Annotated in this window: 15 protein-coding genes; 7 read left to right on the forward strand and 8 right to left on the reverse strand. The window is 63.5% G+C overall.

Annotated features, from left to right (window positions below; translation table 11 throughout):
- Window positions 1-51: 51 nt before the first annotated feature.
- Together xdhB and xdhC are read left to right on the forward strand one after the other, a co-directional pair.
- Window positions 52-2,406 (forward strand): xanthine dehydrogenase molybdopterin binding subunit, encoded by a 2,355-nt coding sequence (xdhB, locus tag LB519_RS00800; protein ID WP_224618346.1) that lies wholly within the window; start codon window positions 52-54, stop codon window positions 2,404-2,406.
- A 74-nt stretch (window positions 2,407-2,480) separates the two neighbouring features.
- Window positions 2,481-3,362: a xanthine dehydrogenase accessory protein XdhC gene (gene xdhC, locus LB519_RS00805; RefSeq protein WP_224618348.1), complete on the forward strand. Its 882-nt coding sequence runs from the start codon at window positions 2,481-2,483 to the stop codon at window positions 3,360-3,362.
- A gap of 12 nt (window positions 3,363-3,374) precedes the next feature.
- Here xdhC and LB519_RS00810 read toward each other — a convergent pair whose 3' ends face one another.
- The 3 genes from LB519_RS00810 to LB519_RS00820 all read right to left on the reverse strand — a co-directional run bounded on the left by LB519_RS00810 (window position 3,375) and on the right by LB519_RS00820 (window position 6,674).
- Window positions 3,375-4,625, reverse strand: a complete 1,251-nt coding sequence (locus LB519_RS00810) for an LLM class flavin-dependent oxidoreductase (RefSeq protein ID WP_224618350.1) — start codon at window positions 4,623-4,625, stop codon at window positions 3,375-3,377.
- Complete coding sequence (locus LB519_RS00815; protein ID WP_224618352.1) at window positions 4,622-5,629, reverse strand: LLM class flavin-dependent oxidoreductase; 1,008 nt, start codon at window positions 5,627-5,629, stop codon at window positions 4,622-4,624. The genes LB519_RS00810 and LB519_RS00815 overlap by 4 nt, the downstream gene beginning before the upstream one ends.
- Window positions 5,630-5,753: 124 nt before the next feature.
- Window positions 5,754-6,674: a LysR family transcriptional regulator gene (locus LB519_RS00820; RefSeq protein WP_013528236.1), complete on the reverse strand. Its 921-nt coding sequence runs from the start codon at window positions 6,672-6,674 to the stop codon at window positions 5,754-5,756.
- A 131-nt stretch (window positions 6,675-6,805) separates the two neighbouring features.
- Between LB519_RS00820 and LB519_RS00825 the strand changes: the two genes are divergently transcribed.
- The 4 genes from LB519_RS00825 (at window position 6,806) to LB519_RS00840 (ending at window position 11,300) form a co-directional block, all read left to right on the forward strand.
- Window positions 6,806-8,023, forward strand: coding sequence for a urate hydroxylase PuuD (locus LB519_RS00825; RefSeq protein ID WP_024501931.1), 1,218 nt, complete (start codon window positions 6,806-6,808; stop codon window positions 8,021-8,023).
- Window position 8,024: 1 nt separating this feature from the next.
- The gene (gene guaD / locus LB519_RS00830; protein ID WP_063169826.1) at window positions 8,025-9,341 is read left to right on the forward strand and encodes a guanine deaminase; all 1,317 of its coding nucleotides are present in this window, start codon (window positions 8,025-8,027) and stop codon (window positions 9,339-9,341) included.
- A gap of 193 nt (window positions 9,342-9,534) precedes the next feature.
- On the forward strand, window positions 9,535-10,038 hold the full coding sequence (locus LB519_RS00835) for a heme-degrading domain-containing protein (protein ID WP_063169827.1): 504 nt from the start codon (window positions 9,535-9,537) through the stop codon (window positions 10,036-10,038).
- Complete coding sequence (locus LB519_RS00840; RefSeq protein WP_063169828.1) at window positions 10,035-11,300, forward strand: glycerate kinase; 1,266 nt, start codon at window positions 10,035-10,037, stop codon at window positions 11,298-11,300. The genes LB519_RS00835 and LB519_RS00840 overlap by 4 nt, the downstream gene beginning before the upstream one ends.
- 51 nt (window positions 11,301-11,351) lie before the next feature.
- On the opposite strand, the gene LB519_RS00845 is transcribed toward LB519_RS00840, so the two are convergent.
- The 4 genes from LB519_RS00845 to LB519_RS00860 form a co-directional block, all read right to left on the reverse strand.
- Entirely contained in the window at window positions 11,352-12,809 is a 1,458-nt protein-coding gene (locus LB519_RS00845) for a UdgX family uracil-DNA binding protein (protein WP_063169829.1), read from the reverse strand.
- 2 nt (window positions 12,810-12,811) lie between these two features.
- Window positions 12,812-14,047 carry a putative DNA modification/repair radical SAM protein gene (locus LB519_RS00850; protein WP_224618353.1) on the reverse strand — a complete coding sequence of 412 codons (1,236 nt, stop codon included), beginning with the start codon at window positions 14,045-14,047 and terminating at the stop codon, window positions 12,812-12,814.
- Window positions 14,048-14,127: 80 nt separating this feature from the next.
- Window positions 14,128-15,513 (reverse strand): glutamine synthetase family protein, encoded by a 1,386-nt coding sequence (locus LB519_RS00855; protein WP_027163809.1) that lies wholly within the window; start codon window positions 15,511-15,513, stop codon window positions 14,128-14,130.
- A 32-nt stretch (window positions 15,514-15,545) separates the two neighbouring features.
- A complete protein-coding gene (locus LB519_RS00860) occupies window positions 15,546-16,925 on the reverse strand; it encodes an aspartate aminotransferase family protein (protein WP_063169830.1) in 1,380 nt (459 codons plus the stop codon).
- A gap of 154 nt (window positions 16,926-17,079) precedes the next feature.
- Here LB519_RS00860 and LB519_RS00865 point away from each other — a divergent pair, with 154 nt between their 5' ends.
- Window positions 17,080-17,532, forward strand: coding sequence for a hypothetical protein (locus LB519_RS00865; protein WP_063169831.1), 453 nt, complete (start codon window positions 17,080-17,082; stop codon window positions 17,530-17,532).
- 6 nt (window positions 17,533-17,538) lie between these two features.
- Here LB519_RS00865 and LB519_RS00870 read toward each other — a convergent pair whose 3' ends face one another.
- The gene (locus LB519_RS00870; protein WP_027163812.1) at window positions 17,539-18,513 is read right to left on the reverse strand and encodes a WD40 repeat domain-containing protein; all 975 of its coding nucleotides are present in this window, start codon (window positions 18,511-18,513) and stop codon (window positions 17,539-17,541) included.
- Window positions 18,514-18,657: the final 144 nt, after the last annotated feature.

Below are 18,657 nucleotides of genomic sequence, written 5' to 3' on the forward strand. Positions count from 1 at the left end.
CTTCGGGCCACCTTCTCCCCGTGAGCGGGGAGAAGGGAAAAGAGGCATTCGATGAACAAGCACGCTGCCCCCAACCTCAAGGCTGAAAAGATCGCTGGCGGCGTCGCCACCGATCAGCGCCACGATTCCGCGCACAAACATGTCAGCGGCACCGCCGTCTACATCGACGACATGCCGGAACCATCAGGCACGCTGCATGGCTGCCTCGGGCTTTCCAGTGCCACGCATGCCACGATTACCAGCATGGATCTCTCGGCGGTACGCACGGCGCCCGGCGTTGTCGACGTGCTGACGGCCAGTGACGTGCCGGGCGAAAACGACATTTCGCCGACCGGCCGCCACGACGAGCCGGTGCTTGCCGACGGCAAGGTGCAATTCTACGGCCAGCCTATCTTCTGCGTTATTGCGCAAACTCGCGAGCAGGCGCGCCGCGCCACAAGATTGGCAAAGGTCGAATACAAGGAATTGCCTTTCGTCACCGACATCGGCGCGCTCGATCCGAAGAAGGACAAGCTCGTCACGCCGCCTCTCACCCTGAAGCGCGGCGATGCCGCTACAGCGATCCGTCAGGCGCCGCGCCGGCTAAAGGGAAAAATGCGCATCGGCGGCCAGGAACACTTCTACCTCGAAGGCCATATCGCCATGGCCGTTCCTGGCGAGGATCAGGACGTCACCATCTATTCCTCGACCCAGCATCCAAGCGAAGTCCAGCACATGGTCAGCCATGTGCTCGGCGTGCCGAGCAATGCCGTCACGGTGGAAATCCGCCGCATGGGAGGCGGCTTCGGCGGCAAGGAAACGCAGGGAAATCAGTTTGCCGCATTGGCCGCGATCGCCGCGAAGAAGCACCACCGCGCCGTGAAGATCCGGCCCGACCGCGACGACGACATGATCGCCACCGGAAAGCGTCATGATTTCCTCGTCGATTACGAGGTCGGCTTCGATGATGAGGGCAACATCCTCGGCGTCGATTTCATGTTCGCGGCGCGCTGCGGTTTTTCGTCGGATCTGTCCGGCCCGGTAACCGATCGCGCGCTGTTCCACTGCGACAACACTTATTTCTGGCCGGCGGTGCATGCGCAGTCGGCGCCGCTCTACACCAACACCGTGTCGAACACCGCCTTTCGGGGGTTCGGCGGCCCGCAAGGCATGGTCGGCGCCGAGCGCGTCATCGACGAGGTGGCCTTTGCCGTTGGCAAGGATCCGCTCGAAATCCGCAAGAAGAATTTCTACGGCACCAGTAGCGAGGGGGGCCGCAACATCACGCCCTACCACCAGACGGTCGAGGATAACATCATCCAGCGCATCGTCGCCGAGCTGGAGCAAAGCGCGAGCTATGCGCGGCGGCGGCGTGAAATATCGGCCTTCAATGCCAACAGCCGTTTCATCAAGCGGGGCCTCGCTCTGACGCCGGTCAAGTTTGGCATCTCGTTCACCGCCACGCATTACAATCAGGCCGGCGCGCTGGTGCATGTCTACACCGACGGTTCGGTGCATCTGAACCATGGCGGAACCGAGATGGGGCAGGGCCTCTACGTCAAGGTGGCACAGGTGGTGGCGGAAGAGTTCCAGATCGATCTCGACCAGGTGAAGATCACCGCGACTACGACCGGCAAGGTGCCGAACACTTCGGCTACGGCAGCGTCGTCCGGCTCCGACCTCAACGGCATGGCGGCGCAGAATGGCGCGCGCCAGATCAAGGATCGGCTGACCGATTTCGCCGCCGAAAAATATCAGGTGCCGCGTGATCAGGTGCTGTTCCTGCCCAACCGGGTGCGTATCGGCAACCAGGAAATCGCCTTCGCCGACCTCGTCAAGCAGGCCTATATGGCCCGCATCCAGCTGTCGGCGGCTGGTTTCTACAAGACGCCGAAAATCCACTGGAACCGCGACAAGGGCGAGGGCCGCCCCTTCTATTATTTCGCCTATGGCGCCTCGTGCTCGGAAGTCTCGGTCGACACGCTGACCGGCGAATACATGGTCGAGCGTACCGATATTCTCCATGACTGTGGCCGCTCGCTGAACCGGGCGATCGATATCGGCCAGATCGAGGGCGGCTTCATCCAGGGCATGGGCTGGCTGACGACGGAAGAACTGTGGTGGGACGCCAAGGGCCGGCTGCGCACGCATGCGCCGTCGACCTACAAGATCCCGCTCGCCTCCGACCGGCCGAAGATCTTCAACGTCACCTTGGCCGACTGGCCGGAAGCCGGCGAGCCGACCATCCACCGCTCCAAGGCGGTCGGCGAGCCGCCGTTCCCGCTCGGCATGTCGGTGCTGCATGCGCTATCGGACGCGGTGGCCAGTGTCGCCGACAACAGGATCTGCCCGCGCCTCGATGCTCCGGCGACCCCGGAGCGGGTTCTGATGGCGATCGAGCGGCTGAAGAAGGAGGCCGGCGCCTGAATCCGGCCCCAGGGTCGGCAATGCGTGCAATCCGGGTCGAAAAAACCTATATTTCCCATTCGGGAACGTGAACCATGAACTCGAAAGTGCAAAGCCTGAAAGCCTTTCTCGCCAGCGCCGGTCGGGTTGCCCTGGTCGAAGTGACCGGAACAAAAGGCTCGACGCCACGCGAGAAGGGCGCCTTCATGCTCGTCTCGCCGACGGCGATCTTTGGCACCATCGGCGGCGGTCAGCTCGAATATATGGCGATCGACAAGGCCAGGCAGATGTTGGGCAAAGAAGCCCGCATCGAGGTTGACGAAGTCTGCGCTACCCTAGACGTCCCGCTGGGTCCCGAGATCGGCCAATGCTGCGGCGGGCGCGTTGAAGTCTTGATCCGGCTCGTCGATGCTGCGCTTGCCGGCGACCTGGTTGCGGCCGCGGAAGCCGAGGAGGCGCACCTGCCGTACGTCTACATCTTCGGTGGCGGCCATGTCGGCCAGGCGCTGGCATCGGCGATCGCACTTCTTCCCGTGCACGGCATCGTCATCGAGACGCGGGCCGAAGCACTGGAAGGCATGCCCGAAACCATCGAGACACGGCTGACAGCTATGCCGGAAGCGATGGTGCGGAATGCCCCCGCCGGCGCAGCCTTCGCCATCCTGACCCACGATCATGCGCTGGATTTCCTGATCGTCGCGGAAGCGCTGAAACGCGGTGACACCGCCTATGTCGGCATGATCGGCTCGAAGACCAAGAAAGCGACGTTCAGGACTTGGTTCCTGAAATCGGCGGACGGCAGCCAGGCCGAGTTTGCCCGCCTCGTCTCGCCAATTGGCGGCGACACCGTCAAGGACAAGCGCCCTCAGGTCATCGCGGCGCTGGCTGCGGCCGAGATCATGACGGCGCTGGTCAATCACAACGCAGCCTTAAATGCCGACCATCAAATTCCGCATGGCAAGGTGATGGCAGGCTAAGCTGCGCCGCAGCTAAACCGGCCGTTTCAAACCCAGATGGTCGCGCAGCGTGCGGCCCTGGTATTCCGTCCGGAACAGGCCGCGCCGCTGCAACTCCGGCACGACGAGCGTGGCAAAGGCATCGAGTTCCCCAGGGAAATATGAGGGCATGACGTTGAAACCGTCGGCCGCGCCACCCTCGAACCGCGCCTGCAGTTCGTCGGCGACTTGGGCCGCTGTGCCGACGATGCGCCAATGGCCCCGCGCGCCGGCAAAATGCCGGGCGAGCTGGCGGATGGAGAGGCCGTCGCGGCGCGATTGCTCGATGACCAGCGCTTGCCTGCTCTTCATCCCCTCGCTCTCCGGCAGTTCCGGCAGTGGCCCATCGATCGGATAGCGCCACAGATCGGAGATGCTGAGATAGCTGGACAGCAGCGCCACGCCGACATCGTCGGGGATCAGCTCCTGCAATTCCTCGTATTTTTCACGGGCCTCCGCTTCGGTCTCCGCCACCACCGGTGCGACGCCCGGCATGATCTTGATGTCGTCCGGCTCGCGCCCGTAGGCCGGCAGACGTCTTTTGAGATCGTCATAGAAGGCCTTGGCTTCCTCGAAGGTCTGCGCCGCCGTGAACACCACATCGGCGGTGCGGGCGGCAAGGTCGCGGCCGACATCCGAGGCGCCGGCCTGAACCATCACCGGCGCGCCCTGCGGCGAGCGCGGCAGGTCGAGCGGATCGCGAACCGAAAAGCTCTGGCCGTTATGGCCGGAAGCCTTGCCGTGCCACAAGCCGGTCACCACCTCGGCAAACTCGCGCGCCCGTTCGTAGCGGTCGGCATGGGGCTTGAGGCCCGTCGCGCCGAAATTGGCTGCTTCGATGGGGCTGGCCGAGGTGACCAGATTCCAGCCGGCCCGGCCGCCGCTCAGATGGTCGAGCGACAGGAAGGTTCGTGCCAGCCCATAAGGCTCGTTGTAGCTTGTCGACGCTGTCGAGACGAGGCCGATGCGGCTGGTCTGGACGGCGAGCGCCGAGAGCAGGCTGATCGGCTCGAAACCGATCGAGCGCGACGTCTGGCTGGCAATGCCGATATTGGCTTCACGCAGGCCGGCGGCGTCCTCGCAGAACACCATGTCGAACTTCGCCGCCTCCGCCGTGCGCGCCAGCTGGATGTAATGATCGATGTCTATGCCGGCGGTGACGTGCGCCTTGGGGTGGCGCCAGGCGGCGATGTGATGACCTGTCGCCCACAGAAAGGCGCCGAGCTTCATCTGGCGAGCGGTCATCGGTCACCTCCGCCGGCAAGCCCGAGATGCGAGCGCAACGTTTTTCCGCGATAGCTTTCTCGAACCAGGCCACGCCGCCGCAGTTCCGGCAGAACCAAGCCGACGAAATCGTCGAGCGCTGAAAGCTGTGCCGGCATCAGGATGTTGAACCCGTCGCAGCTTTTCGCCAGGAATTCCTTTTCCAGCCTCTCGGCGACGGCAGCCGGCTTACTATCGGCGATAAGCGCGACGTTCGTCAGCACTTTCACAGCATCGGGAGTGCGTCCGCACGCCGTGACACGGCGCCTGATATCGTCATAGCGTTCGGTCGCGCCCTCCACCAGTCCGCCGTCCAGCAGGATGACATCGGCGGTGCGAGTGGCAATATCGAAGTCGGATTCCTGCAGGCCCGACAAGACGAGCACTGGCGTATCCTGCGGCGACCGGGCGACGTTCAGCGGTCCGCGCACGGAAAAGAATTCGCCCTTGTGCTCCAGCAGGTGCATCTTTTCGGGGTCGTGGAAGCGGCCGCCGCTCTGGTCGAACAGCAGCGCGTCCGCATCCCAGCCCTGCCACAGACCTTGCACGATGCCGATATATTCCTCACTGCGACGGCGGAAATCGTTAGGCGAAAATCCTTCGGGCCGGCTGAAATTGGCTGCTTCCCGTGGCGCTTGCGTCATGGTTGCGTTCCAGCCACTGCGGCCGTGGCTGATAACGTCGAGCGAAGCGAAACGGCGTGCCAGATTGTAGGGTTGGTGGGCAATTGTCGAGGCAGCGGCAACCAAGCCGATCCTGCTTGTGACAGTCGCCAGAGCGGCCAGCAAGGTCGTCGCTTCGAAGGGCATCCGTTTGTTCGCGGCTTCGCTTTCGGACGCTGGCGCGGCATCGGCAAGCAGCACCATGTCCAGCCCGGCTGCTTCAGCCTTTTGCACGAAACCAGCCAGGCGGCTGAATTCCAACCCAGTCTCGAGTGATGGATCGGCGAGCGAAACGGCAAGATGCATTGTGGCGCCGTTGTCCATCGAGGGTTCCCTATGAGATGAAATGCCACCCGAACTATGTTCGCCACATCCTGGGATGGCAACCGCCGGCGCTGGGCCAAACCGCCGCTCACCTACCGGCCAGTCCCTATTTGCCGGCCAGCCTTTATTTGCCAGCAAGAAGATCGTTGATCAGCCGCTGGCAGCGCTCGGCCATGAAGTCGAGCAGCAGCCGCACTTTTGGGTCCTGCAGCTTCTTGTGCGGATAGACGGCGGCGAACTGCACCGGTGTCGGCGGCGTGCTGGGCAGGATCACCTTCAGCCGCCGATCGCGGATGAATGGCTCTACCTCGAAGCGCGGCTTGTTGATGATGCCGCGGCCTGAAAGCGCCCAGCCGGTCAGCACGTCGCCATCGTCGGTGTCGTAGGGCCCGTGTACCTCGAATTTCTGCGGGCCTGTGGGGGTCTGCAGCGTCCACACATATTCGCGCGCGCCGGAATAACGCAGCATCAGGCAGTCGTGCTTCTTGCCGATCAGCTCCTGCGGCTCCAACGGTTCGCCGCGCGCTTCGAGATATTTCGGCGCCGCCACCAGCACGCGCTCGCATTCCATGATGCCGCGCATCCTGAGGCTGGAATCCTCGATGATGCCGAGCCGGAAGGCGACGTCGATGCCTTCCTTCATGATGTCGACATTGTGGTCCGAGAGCCTGAGCCGCACCTCGATATCAGGGTATTTGTCGTGGAAATCGGGGATGCCCGAAGCCACCAGCCGGCGGCCGAGGCCGAGCGGTGCCGTGACGCGGATGGTGCCGCGCGGCTGGCCGGAAAGCGCCGAGACTGCCGCTTCCGCCTCGGTGATTGCCTCCAGCACCTGCTTGGCGCCCCCGTAAAAAACCGTGCCATGCTCGGTCGGCATCAATTGCCGCGTGGTGCGGTTGAACAGCCGCACGCCAAGGTGCTTCTCCAGTTCCTTGATGCGGTTGGAAGCGACCGCCGGCGAAATGCGCATGTCGCGCCCGGCCGCCGACAGATTGCCGAGTTCAACGACGCGAACGAAGACGGCGATGTTGTCGAGATAGGCCATGCGGAGCACCTTCGCCGGTTTGCAGGATCAACCTAGTATTTTCCATTTTTTTTTGAAAGTCCTCGTGCGCCTCGCCTCTTTCCGTTTGCGCTCCAGCCCGTAAAGTCACCCAATCGGCAGGGACGATTTCAATGATGGATTTCGCGATTTTCTGGGATTGGCTGAGTTTTGCCGTGCGCTGGCTGCATGTCGTCACCGGCATCGCCTGGATCGGCTCGTCGTTCTATTTCGTCGCGCTCGATCTCGGCCTGCGCCAGCGTCCCGGCATGCCCGTCGGCGCCTTCGGCGAGGAATGGCAGGTGCATGGCGGCGGCTTTTATCACATCCAGAAATATCTGGTGGCGCCGGCCGAAATGCCGGAACACCTGACCTGGTTCAAATGGGAATCCTACGCCACCTGGCTTTCCGGCTTCGCCATGCTGTGCGTCGTCTATTATGCCGGAGCCGATCTGTTCCTGATCGATCCGAACGTGCTGCCGATGTCGGTGCCGGTCGGTATCCTGCTGTCGCTGGCAACGATCGGCGTAGGCTGGGTGGTCTACGATCTGCTGTGCCGCTCGCCGCTCGGAAAAAGCGACACCGGCCTGATGCTGGTGCTCTATTGCGTGCTGGTGTTCATCGCCTGGGGACTGACCCACCTGTTCACCGGCCGTGCCGCCTTCCTGCATCTGGGCGCCATCACCGCCACGATCATGTCGGCCAATGTCTTCATGGTCATCATCCCCAACCAGAAGATCGTCGTCGCCGACCTCATCGCCGGCCGCAAGCCCGACCCGAAATACGGCAAGATCGCCAAGCAGCGCTCTCTCCATAACAATTACCTGACGCTGCCGGTGCTGTTCCTGATGCTGTCGAACCACTATCCGCTGGCGTTCGGCACTGAGTTCAACTGGGTCATCGCCTCGCTGGTGTTCATCATCGGCGTGCTGATCCGGCACTATTTCAACTCGGTCCATGCGCGCAAGGGCAATCCGACCTGGACCTGGATGGCGGCACTCGTCCTGTTCATCGTCATCATTTGGCTGTCGACCGCGCCGAAAGTGCTGACCGGCGAACCCAAGGAATCCGCGTCGGCGCAAGTCTATGTCGCTTCAGCGCATTTCCCGGCGGTGCGCGACACCGTGCTCGGCCGCTGTTCGATGTGCCACGCGGCGGAGCCGGTCTATGAGGGCATCTATCATGCGCCCAAGGGCGTGATGCTCGACACCGATGCGGATATCGCCAACCACGCCCGCGAAATCTATCTGCAGGCCGGCCGCAGCCACGCCATGCCGCCCGCCAACGTCTCTCAGATCACCGACAAGGAACGGGCGCTGCTGGTGGCCTGGTTCGAAGGCGCAGGGAAATAGCATGAATTCGACACTTCTGCGCGGCCGCACGCTGTCCTTTGTGCGCTGGCCGCAAACTCTCGAAGACCATTCCGCCTGGCGCTACGAGGAGGATGGCGGACTGCTGATCCGTGACGGCAGGATCGTCGCCGCGGGTAGTTATGCCGATGTTGAAAAGCAAGCCGACGAAACGGTGAAAAGGATTGACCACCGGCCGCATCTGCTGCTGCCCGGCTTCATAGATGCCCATGCGCATTTTCCGCAGATGCAGATCATCGCCTCCTACGGCGCCGAACTGCTCGACTGGCTGAACACCTACACTTTTCCGGAAGAAACGAAGTTCGCCAACGCCCAGCACGGCCGCCGCATCGCGCGGCTGTTCCTCGACGAAATGGTGCGCCACGGCACCACGACGGTCGCCGCCTACTGCTCGGTGCACAAGGCCTCGGCCGAAGCCTTCTTCGCAGAATCGCATGACCGCAACATGCTCAACATCGCCGGCAAGGTGATGATGGATCGCAATGCGCCCGACGGCGTGCTCGACACCCCGCAATCCGGCTATGACGACACAAAGGCGCTGATCAAGGAGTGGCACGGCAAGGGCCGCCAGCACTACGCCATCACGCCGCGCTTCGCCATCACCTCGTCGCCGGAGCAGATGGAGATGGCGGGCGTGTTGTGCCGCGAACATCCCGGCCTGCACATGCAGACGCATCTGTCGGAAAACCACGCCGAGATCGCTTTCACGCAGGAACTCTACCCGTGGGCGCGCGACTACACCGACGTCTACGAGCATTACGGGCTGTTAGGCAAAAAGAGCCTGTTCGGCCACTGCATCCATTTGTCGGAGCGCGAAGCGGATGCGCTTTCGGACTCGGGCTCGGTGGCGGTGTTCTGCCCGACCTCGAACCTTTTCCTCGGCTCCGGCCTCTTCGATTATCAGCGCTTTCGCCGACGCGACAAGCCGATCCGCATCGCCGCCGCCACCGATGTCGGCGGCGGCACCAACTACTCCATGCTGCGCACCATGGACGAAGGCTACAAGGTGATCGCGCTGAATGGCGAAAAGCTCAACCCGTTCCAGTCCTTCTGGCAGACGACGCGCGGCAATGCCGAGGCGCTGTCGGTGGTGGAAAAGATAGGCACGCTGGACGCGGGCACCGACGCCGACATCGTCGTGCTGGACGCCAGGGCAACGCCGGGAATGCGACTCAGGATGGAGACGGTCGAGACGCTGGCGCAGGAACTCTTTCTCCTGCAGACGCTGGGCGACGACCGCTCCGTCCGCGAAGTTTATGTGGCGGGGCGGCCAGCCAAGGCTGACATGAGCGCGGGGTAAGGCCCCCTCACCCGGATTGCCAACCGAATTGCGAAGGCAATTCGGGGCAATCCGGCCTCTCCCCGAGGGGAGAGGAGGAAGCCGAGGCCCGTGCTCGTCTCTTCTCCCCTCGGGAGAAGGTGGCCACGCCACGGAAGCTTGACCGAGCGGAGCTTGTCGTACACACGACGTGTGACGATTTCGGAGAAAGAAAATGGCCGTTGCTGACGACATCGCTCTGATCAAGAGACAGGAAGAGACCCTTGTCTTCGCGACCTTTGACGAGGCCGTCGCTTTCAAAATCGGCTCCGCCATTCGCGATCGTGCAATCGCCGAAGATCTACCCATCATAGTCGACATCAGGCTGTGGGACCGGCCGCTGTTCTACGCCGCGCTGCCGGGCTCGAACGCTTCCAATCCCGACTGGGCGCGGCGCAAGATCAATGTGGTCAAACGGTTCCTGAGAAGCACCTATCGCATGGTGTTGGAACAGCAGCGCCCCGACCGCACCTTCAAGATTGGTGAAGGGCTGGATATTGCCGACTACGTGCTGGCCGGCGGTGGCTTTCCGGTGAACGCCAAGGGCACCGGCGTCATTGGCGTCATCGCCGTTTCCGGACTGCCGGAGCGCGAGGATCACGGCGTCGTCGTCGATGCGCTGTGCGATCATTTGGGCGTCGACAAGCGCGGCTTGGCATTGCCTCGGGAAGCCGAATGACCGTGCTCGACCCCAAATCGTTCCTCGTCTCTATCTTCAACGCCGCCGTCGCCGCCGCCGATCCGGAACGAACCATCAGGGATCATCTGCCGGCCAAGCCCAAGGGCCGTACCATCGTCATCGGCGCGGGCAAAGGCTCGGCGCAAATGGCGGCAGCCTTCGAGAAAGTGTGGGACGCCCCCATCGAAGGGCTGGTCGTCACCCGCTATGGCTATGGCGCGACCTGCGAGCGCATCGAGATCATCGAGGCGGCGCACCCGGTGCCGGACGATGCCGGCCTTGAAGCCTCGCGCCGGCTGCTGGCGAAGGTGCAAGGGCTGACGGCGGACGATCTGGTGGTGGCGCTGATTTCCGGCGGCGGCTCGGCGCTGTTGCCGTCGCCGGCCGGCAGCTTGACGCTGGCCGACGAGATCGCCGTCAATGAGGCGCTGCTCGCCTCGGGTGCGCCGATCGCGGCGATGAACACTATCCGCAAGCACCTTTCCACCATCAAGGGCGGCAGGCTGGCGGCGGCCGCATGGCCGGCCAGGGTGGTGTCGCTGATCGTCTCCGATATTCCCGGCGATAATCCGGCAATGGTCGCCTCCGGCCCAACCGTACCGGATACAGGCAGCCGCGCCGACGCGCTGGCCTCGATATCGGCCTATGGCATGAAACTGCCGGCCTCGGTGATGGCGCATATCAATTCGCCGGCCGCCGATGCGCCAAGCCCGGATGACGAGCGCTTTTTGCGCAACGAGGTGCATCTGATCGCTTCGGCCGGGGTATCGCTGGAAGCCGCCGCTACGGAAGCGAAACGGCAAGGCGTCGAGGCGGTTATCCTCTCCGATGCCATCGAAGGCGAAGCGCGCGAGGTTGGCGGTGTCCACGCCGCGATCGCGCGTGAAGTGGCGACGCGCAACAGGCCTTTCTCGAAGCCGGTGCTGATCCTGTCGGGCGGCGAGACAACCGTGACGCTGCGCGCAAAAGGCAAGGGCGGCCGCAATTCGGAATTCCTGCTCGCCTTCGCCATCGGCATCAATGGCGTCGACGGTATCAATGCGCTGGCCGCCGACACTGACGGCATCGACGGTTCGGAAAACAATGCCGGTGCCTTTGCCGATGCTTCGACCGTGTCGCGCATGCGCGCTGCCGGGGTGGACGCCAAGGCTATGCTTGCCGGCAACAATGCCTGGACGGCCTTCAACGCGGTTGACGATCTCTTCGTACCCGGCCCGACCGGTACGAATGTCAACGATCTCAGGGCAATTCTGATCAGGTAGCCGCAGCAATTCCAGGAAGGTTTTCTGTCCGGAATCGCGCAAAACAGACAATCAGGCGGCCATCAGCCGCTTCACCAGCTTCATGTCCTGCAGGAACCGTTCGCGTTCAGCCTCCTTGTCCGCGGGTTCGCGGATGCGCAGGATGAAGGAGGGATGGATGGTGATGAACACGCGCAATCCGTCCTCGCGCTCGATCACTTGTCCGCGCATCTTTGTCACCGGAATCGCCTTGCCGAGCAGCGACATCGCCGCTGTCGCGCCGAGTGCCACGGCGAGGTTCGGCTTGATCAGCTCGAATTCTTGGTCGATCCACCAGCGGCAGGCCTGAATCTCACCGGAATTCGGTTTGGAGTGGATGCGGCGCTTGCCGCGCGGCTCGAACTTGAAGTGCTTGACCGCGTTGGTGACATAGACCTTTTGCCGGTCGACACCGGCATCGTCCAGGATCGCATCGAACACCTTGCCGGCCGGACCCACGAAAGGTTTGCCGGCGAGGTCCTCCTGATCCCCCGGCTGTTCGCCGACGAAGATCACCTTGGCATTGTCAGGGCCTTCACCGAAGACGGTCTGCGTCGCGTCGCGCCACAGCGGGCAGCGGCGGCAGCCTTTCGCTGCCTCGCGCAATTCCGGAATCGTGCTTGCATCATCTTCCGGTGCTTCGACGGGCTGCTTCGGCCAATGCCGTGCCTGCACCTTTGCGTGGTGCGGCGCGGGTGTTGTCGGCATCTTCGCAATCATGTCCTTGGCGGCCTTGTCCGCTCCTGCGATCATGTCTGGAATGAGCGAGGCCTCGGGAAGGTTCCGCCAATATTTCTTCGGCATCTCCTTCTGCATGGTTTTCACCTTCAATCGCGCCGGGTTGAAGATGTTCTCGAAATAGGTGCGCCAGAGCGCCTCGGTATCGTCCTGATCAGGCGCATCGCCCTTGGCCGCGCCCGGCCCGATCGCCAGCCTTTCGCCATCCCAGTCGGCAGAGGCATAAGGGGTCAGGATCGTCCAGCGCATGCCGGTGAAACGTCTGACGAAGAAATCGGCGTTGCGCTCGACGATGAAATGATCCGGCTCGAACCAGGCGACATAGCGCTCATCGGCACCGTCGCCGATTTTCCGGAAACGTACGAAGGCGTGCATCTTGTGGCTGTCGCGCCGCACCGCCTTCTCCATGGCCTCGAGCCGCCTGGTGTCGGAATCCGACGCGATTTCCAGCAGTTTAGCTTCGTCGCGCAATCGCCACAGCATTCGGTAGAGAAAGGCAAACCGGCCGGGATCGGAATGGCAGAACGCCGTTTCGGCATGCCCGAGGAAGTCGCGCGGCACGACGAGTTGCGCGCCCGCAGGCACTTCAGGCAATTGTGCCTGATCAGAGCCTGGCGCGACATGCCAGTCGACGTCCTCGGGCCTGACCTCATTCAAGGCCAGCCGCCGTGCCGCGTCACGCCAGCCGGCAAAATCCGTCTCGCTGTCGAGCCGAACTCTGTATCTGGCGAGATCGAGTTCCGCCGGCCGCATGATCAGAACAACGATAATTGTTCGCAGGAGTGGACGATCCTGTCGCGCAGGCCGGCCTTGTCGGTCAGCGCACCAGGCGACCAGCCTTCGGCGATGATGAAGGGCCTGAGCTTGGCGATCGACTGGCAGAACCGCCCGACATCCTCGAGCCGCATGCGCCGGTGCCGGCGCGTCTCCAAAATCTTCGCCACCACCTTGGTGCCGAGACCCGGCACCCGCAGCAGCGCTTCGCGGTCGGCGCGATTGATGTCGACGGGAAACTGCCCCCGGTTGCGCAGTGCCCAGCCCAGCTTCGGGTCGATGGCGAGATCGAGCATGCCGTCGCTGCTGCCGGCGAGGATTTCCGGTTGCGAAAAGCCGTAAAACCGCATCAGCCAGTCGGCCTGATAAAGCCGGTGCTCACGCATCAGCGGCGGCTTCTGCAGGGGCAGCGACGACGACGAATCCGGAATCGGACTGAAGGCCGAGTAATAGACCCGCCGCAGATGGTAGCTGCCATAGAGCCGGGCGCTCGTGTGCAATATGCCGTCGTCGGATGTCTTGTCGGCGCCGATGATCATCTGCGTCGACTGGCCGCCCGGCGCAAAGCGTTCGCGCTTTTTGGTCTTCAAAGTCGGCTCGGCCTTCTCCTCCATCTTCTGGCGCAGCCTGGCCATGGAAAGCCGGATTGTCTCCGGCTTCTTCTCGGGCGCCAGCCGCTTCACACCCTCGTCGGTCGGCAGTTCGACATTGATCGACAGCCGGTCGGCATAGAGACCGGCCTGCTCGACCAGTTCGGCCGAGCTTTCCGGGATGGTCTTCAAATGGATGTAGCCGGAGAATTTCTCCTCCAGGCGCAGCCGGCGCGCCACCTCGACCATCTCGCCCATGGTCTCGTCCGGCGAGCGAACGACACCCGAGGACAGGAACAGGCCTTCTATGTAGTTGCGCCGGTAGAAATCCATGGTCAGCTTCACCACCTCGTCGATGCCAAAGCGGGCGCGCCGCACATTGGACGACGATCGGTTGATGCAGTAGCTGCAATCATAGATGCAGAAATTGGTCAGCAGGATTTTCAGCAGCGAAATGCAGCGGCCGTCCGGCGCGTAGGAATGGCAGATGCCCATGCCCTCGGTGGAGCCGATGCCGCCTGATTCCAGCGAGTCCTTTTTCGCCGCACCCGACGAGGCGCAGGACGCATCGTATTTGGCGGCATCGGAGAGGACAGCCAGTTTTTCACGGACGGTGAGTGCGCTCATCTGTTCATGATATGTTCTTATCCGCCCTTATGCCACCTCATTTGATGGAAACGGCGAAAAAGTGATCGCCCGCCCGGCCCTCAGACTTCGTGCAGATAGAGGTGGTAATCCAGTTCGCTGACCGTGCGTGCCACGCGCAGGTATTCGGACTGTTTGATCGCCACGAAGGTCCGGTGCAGGTCCTCGCCGAGCGCGTTCTTCAGGAAGCTGGACGCCCGGGCCGATTCGATCGCGGCGCGCCAGTCGACAGGCATGGTTGTGCGCGTGACCGCTGCCTCATAGCCGTTGCCGGTCGTTTCGGGCCCCGGATCGAGCCCTTCATCCATGCCCTTGATGATGCCGGCGAGCACGGTTGCGGCGATCAGATAGGGGTTGGCGTCGACGCCCGACGGCCGGTGCTCGATGCGCCGGTTCTTGGCGTCGCCGGCCGGCACACGCAGCGCCACCGATCGGTTGTTGACGCCCCATGTCGGTGCCACCGGCGCATAGGATTGCGAGACGAAGCGCCGCCAGGAATTGGCGTGCGGCGCAAACACCAGCATCGATTCCGCCATGGTCTGGATGAGGCCGCCGAGCCCTTGCAGCAGCGGCAGCGACCAGCTCTCGCCGCCGGCTTCGGCAAAGACGTTTCGGCCGGCTCTGTCCTGCAGCGAAACATGGAAATGCATGCCCGAGCCGGCGTATTTCTCGATCGGCTTGGCCATGAAGCAGGCGGTGACGCCGTGGCGGCGCGCCTGCGCCCGCACCAGCCGCTTCAGCATGACCAGGTCGTCGGCCGCCCGCATCACATCCTTGCGGTAGTTCAGCGTCAATTCGTACTGGCCGGGCGCATATTCGGAAATGACCGTCTCGGCCGGAATGCCTTGCGCCTTGGCTGCGGCATAGATGTCGGAAAACAGCGGCTCCATGCCGTGCAGATGATCAACGGAATAGACTTCCGTCTTGCCCGAGACGCGGCCGTCGAGCACGGCGCGCGCCGGCTGCACCTTGCCGTCGGCGTCGCGCTCATTGGCCAGCAGGAAGAATTCAAGTTCGAAGGCTCCGGCCGGATAGAGGCCCTTGGCCGCCAGGATGTCGACTTGCCGAGCCAACGCCAGCCGCGGATCCGACGACATCGGCCGGCCGTCGAGCATGTACATCGCCATCAGCAGCTGGCCACGTGGCGGGCTCGTGCCGTAGAGCGGCACCAGCGTACCGGGGATCGGCCATGCCCTGAGATCGCCGTCGCCGGTCGTCCAGATCAACCCGGTCTCGTGCACATCCTCGCCGGTGATGTCGAGGCCCAGGATCGAGATCGGCATATGGCGGCCGCCCTCGAAGATGCTCTTCAGCTCATGCCGGCGCACGATCTTGCCGCGGCCGACGCCATTGGCGTCGGTCAGCACGATATCGAAGGCTTCGATCTCGGGATGGGCGTCGAGAAAGGCGTGCGCCTCGGCGGATGTCGAGCCCGAAGGTGAGGTCATTGTGGCATTGGGATGGTCCATCGCCGCTTGTCTCATGCCCCAAGCTTTGCCGCAACCGCGCCGAAGGCGGTGATCAGCCGGTTGACCTGGGTCGCAGTGGTCGCCGGCGAGATCAGCATCATGTTGTGGAAGGGTGCGATCAGCACGCCGCGATTGATCAGCGCGACATGGATGGCGGCCTCCAGTTCCGGCGCATGCGCCACTTCCGCCTCGGCGCCATTGCGCAGCGGACCGGGCGCGCAGATGAACTCGACGCGGGCGCCGACACGGGAAACATGCCAGGGCAGGCGATAGCGATCGATCACGCCGGTCAACCCGGCATCGAGCCGCCGCGCCAGGTGATCCATGCGGTCATAATTTTCCGGCGTCATCACCTCTTCAAGCGCGGCGCGCATCGCTGCGAACTGCAGCGGGTTGGCCGAGAGCGTCGTGCCCATGCCGGAATAGCCCGGCTCCTTGGTCCTGTTGTAGTCCGCGTAGCGCGAGGCGACGTCGTCGCTCATGCCCCAGACACTGGCCGGCACGCCGCCGGCGATCGGCTTGCCCAGGACGAAGAAGTCCGGGTCGAGACCATATTTCCTCGTGTAGCCGCCGGGGCCGGTCGAGATCGTGTGCGTCTCGTCGATCAGAAGCAGTGTGCCGGCTTGGCGTGTCAGTTTGCGCAGGGCGTCATGGTAGCCCGGATCGGCAAGCACCATGCAGGAGTTGGTCAGCACCGGTTCGGCGATGACGCAGGCGACGTCCTTATCCCCAAGCGCGGCTTCGAGTGCTGAGATGTCGTTGAACTCGATGACCTTGGCCGTACGCGTCAGGTCGCGGAACTCGCCCGCCAATCCCGGCCGGTTGACGGGCTTGCCGTCGATCAGCCGCACCATCGTCTCGTCGACCGAGCCATGGTAGCAGCCGTTGAAGACAAGGATCTTCTCCCGGCCGGTGACGGCGCGGGCGACGCGCAATGCAAAACGGTTTGCGTCGGTTGCCGTCGTCGCGATCTGCCAGAATGGCAGGCCGAAGCGCTGCTGCAGCAGCGGCCCGATGGCCAGCGCATCTTCCGAAGGCAGCATATAGGTCAGGCCACGTCCGGCCTGGCGGCGGATGGCGCGCGCCACCGGCGGCGGCGAATGGCCGAACATCGAGCCGGTGTCGCCAAGGCAGAAATCGTCGAGCTTGTTTCCGTCGATGTCGGTGATCGTGGCGCCCTTGGCGCTGTCGACCAGGATCGGAAACGGCGTCGGCCAGTCGTTCATCCAGTGCATCGGCACGCCGCCGAAGAAGCCGGGCAGGCCGTTGCCGACCTTTACCTGAGATTGCGGCCGCGCCTTGCGGAAGGCTGCCCCCTCGGTCTCGCGCAGATCGGCAATGCGGTCGCGGCCGATGCCGCCGATGGACGTCTTGGACATATCGCTGTGCATGAAAACCCCTCTGGTCGATTCCTCTTAGCCAATCCGTGTCTGCATCCGCAATTGGCCGCGCATCTGTCCTGCGTTGGCTCAGCCTTTGGCGGCGGCGCTTGACCGTGCTGCCGAAGTCGGCGCCAATATGAGCGGGAATTGAGGGGGAGGGGTAATGAGGACGGTCATCTGTGTGGCGATGCACCTGTCGTCGGCGAGCGCGGCCTTCGCCTCGGGCGGCATCTGGTGCTCCACCGACGACCCGGCGGCGACATTCGAGGTCGAGGCCGGCGTCACCAGAGGCATGGGCGGGCCGACCTTCAACTTTCGCGGCAACCTCGAAATTCTGAGCCGGCCTGCCAGCGACAGCCTGCGCAAGACCGTGTTCGAGGATTCCAACCTGACGCAGTACTGGCTCGACGGCAAGGAATTGCGGCTGAACATCTATCGTGAGCACGAGGCCGCGCAAAAGATCAACTCGGTCGAACTGACGATCCTGACCAGGACCAGCGACGAAGGCGTCTACGACGGGAGCTATACGCTCTCCATCTACGACGCCGCAGCGGATACGGACCAGGACGGCAAACCGGTCGAAATCAGCGGCAAAGTGTCGTGCGGAGCGGAGTGAGCGGGGTCAGGCCGTGATGTCGATGACGCCGCAGTCGCCTGCCGCGCTGCCGAAGGCGACGCGGCGTTCTTCCTTGTCCCACATCATCGAGGTGATGGCGCCCTTGCCCGGCCGCCGCAACAGCACTTCCTTGGCGTCGGCAAAACGCACCGCCATCACCATGCCGTCATCATAGCCGACGGCGACGACATCCTGGCTCGGGTGACAGGCGACAGCCGTCACCATGGCATTGCCGCGCGTGCCGAGTTCCAGCGGTGCCTTGCCCATCGGCCCGTCCTTGCCGGAAAACGGCCAGACGATCGCCGCCGGCGCGCCGGAACTCGCAAGCCACTTGCCCTTTACGCTCCACGACAGGCTTTTGACCTTGCCGGGATAGCCGGTCATGCGCATGTGCTTGCCGTCGGCGAGCTTCCACCCGTGCAATGCGTTTTCTTGCATGGTGGTGACGAGGAAGGCGCCATCCGGCGAGAAGGTGATGCCGGTATGGGCGCCGGCCCATTCGAGTTCCACCGGCTTGCCCTCGGCGGCCGGGAAATGCAGCGTCGCGCCATTGTAGCGGGCGACGCCGAAGCGCATGCCCTTGGGCGAGAAGGCCAGCCCCTCCACCGAACGCGGATGGACGAATTCCCTGGTCTTGCCGTCGGCGAAGCGCACGAAGGCAGTCTTGCCCGAGGCATAGGCGATGGCGCCTTGCGGCCCGGCGGCAACGCTGGTGATCCACTTCCTGGCCGCGCTTGCCAATTCCGTGGCCTCGCCGCCCGTTTTCACGGCAAACACCTTGCCGTCCTCGCCGCCGGTGATCAGCCGGTCATTGGCCGCATCATGGAAGGCGGCGAGCAGCCCGTCATTGGCCTGAACCGTCTTGTGGCCATGGTCGAGCCGATGGATGGCGCCGTCGGCCATCGCGAAATGCGGCACGTCGCCGAGAAAGACGGCGGCGATGCAATGGCCTTCGAGGTCTAGGGGGGCGACTGTTGGCATCAGGGAACCATTCCAATGAAGTTTGTTGCCATCCCCGGGAAGTCGCCAGCGCGGCCGGGTGTGGCGCCAACCTTCTCCCCTTGTGGGAGAAGGTGGATCGGCGCGCAGCGCCGAGACGGTTGAGGGGTGTTGGACGGATCGCCG

Origin of the sequence: Mesorhizobium sp. AD1-1 (assembly GCF_020164655.1) — a bacterium.
GTDB classification, from domain to species: domain Bacteria; phylum Pseudomonadota; class Alphaproteobacteria; order Rhizobiales; family Rhizobiaceae; genus Mesorhizobium; species Mesorhizobium ciceri.

Bases quoted from the DNA above. Each gene is read 5' to 3' on its own strand.
- xdhC (WP_224618348.1), top strand. From the start codon at position 2,481: ATGAACTCGAAAGTGCAAAGCCTGAAAGCCTTTCTCGCCAGCGCCGGT.
- LB519_RS00855 (WP_027163809.1), bottom strand. From the start codon at position 15,513: ATGACCTCACCTTCGGGCTCGACATCCGCCGAGGCGCACGCCTTTCTC.
- LB519_RS00860 (WP_063169830.1), bottom strand. From the start codon at position 16,925: ATGCACAGCGATATGTCCAAGACGTCCATCGGCGGCATCGGCCGCGAC.
- LB519_RS00820 (WP_013528236.1), bottom strand. From the start codon at position 6,674: ATGGCCTATCTCGACAACATCGCCGTCTTCGTTCGCGTCGTTGAACTC.
- guaD (WP_063169826.1), top strand. From the start codon at position 8,025: ATGAATTCGACACTTCTGCGCGGCCGCACGCTGTCCTTTGTGCGCTGG.
- LB519_RS00870 (WP_027163812.1), bottom strand. From the start codon at position 18,513: ATGCCAACAGTCGCCCCCCTAGACCTCGAAGGCCATTGCATCGCCGCC.
- LB519_RS00835 (WP_063169827.1), top strand. From the start codon at position 9,535: ATGGCCGTTGCTGACGACATCGCTCTGATCAAGAGACAGGAAGAGACC.
- LB519_RS00825 (WP_024501931.1), top strand. From the start codon at position 6,806: ATGATGGATTTCGCGATTTTCTGGGATTGGCTGAGTTTTGCCGTGCGC.
- LB519_RS00845 (WP_063169829.1), bottom strand. From the start codon at position 12,809: ATGCGGCCGGCGGAACTCGATCTCGCCAGATACAGAGTTCGGCTCGAC.
- LB519_RS00840 (WP_063169828.1), top strand. From the start codon at position 10,035: ATGACCGTGCTCGACCCCAAATCGTTCCTCGTCTCTATCTTCAACGCC.
- LB519_RS00810 (WP_224618350.1), bottom strand. From the start codon at position 4,625: ATGACCGCTCGCCAGATGAAGCTCGGCGCCTTTCTGTGGGCGACAGGT.
- xdhB (WP_224618346.1), top strand. From the start codon at position 52: ATGAACAAGCACGCTGCCCCCAACCTCAAGGCTGAAAAGATCGCTGGC.
- LB519_RS00850 (WP_224618353.1), bottom strand. From the start codon at position 14,047: ATGAGCGCACTCACCGTCCGTGAAAAACTGGCTGTCCTCTCCGATGCC.
- LB519_RS00865 (WP_063169831.1), top strand. From the start codon at position 17,080: ATGAGGACGGTCATCTGTGTGGCGATGCACCTGTCGTCGGCGAGCGCG.
- LB519_RS00815 (WP_224618352.1), bottom strand. From the start codon at position 5,629: ATGGACAACGGCGCCACAATGCATCTTGCCGTTTCGCTCGCCGATCCA.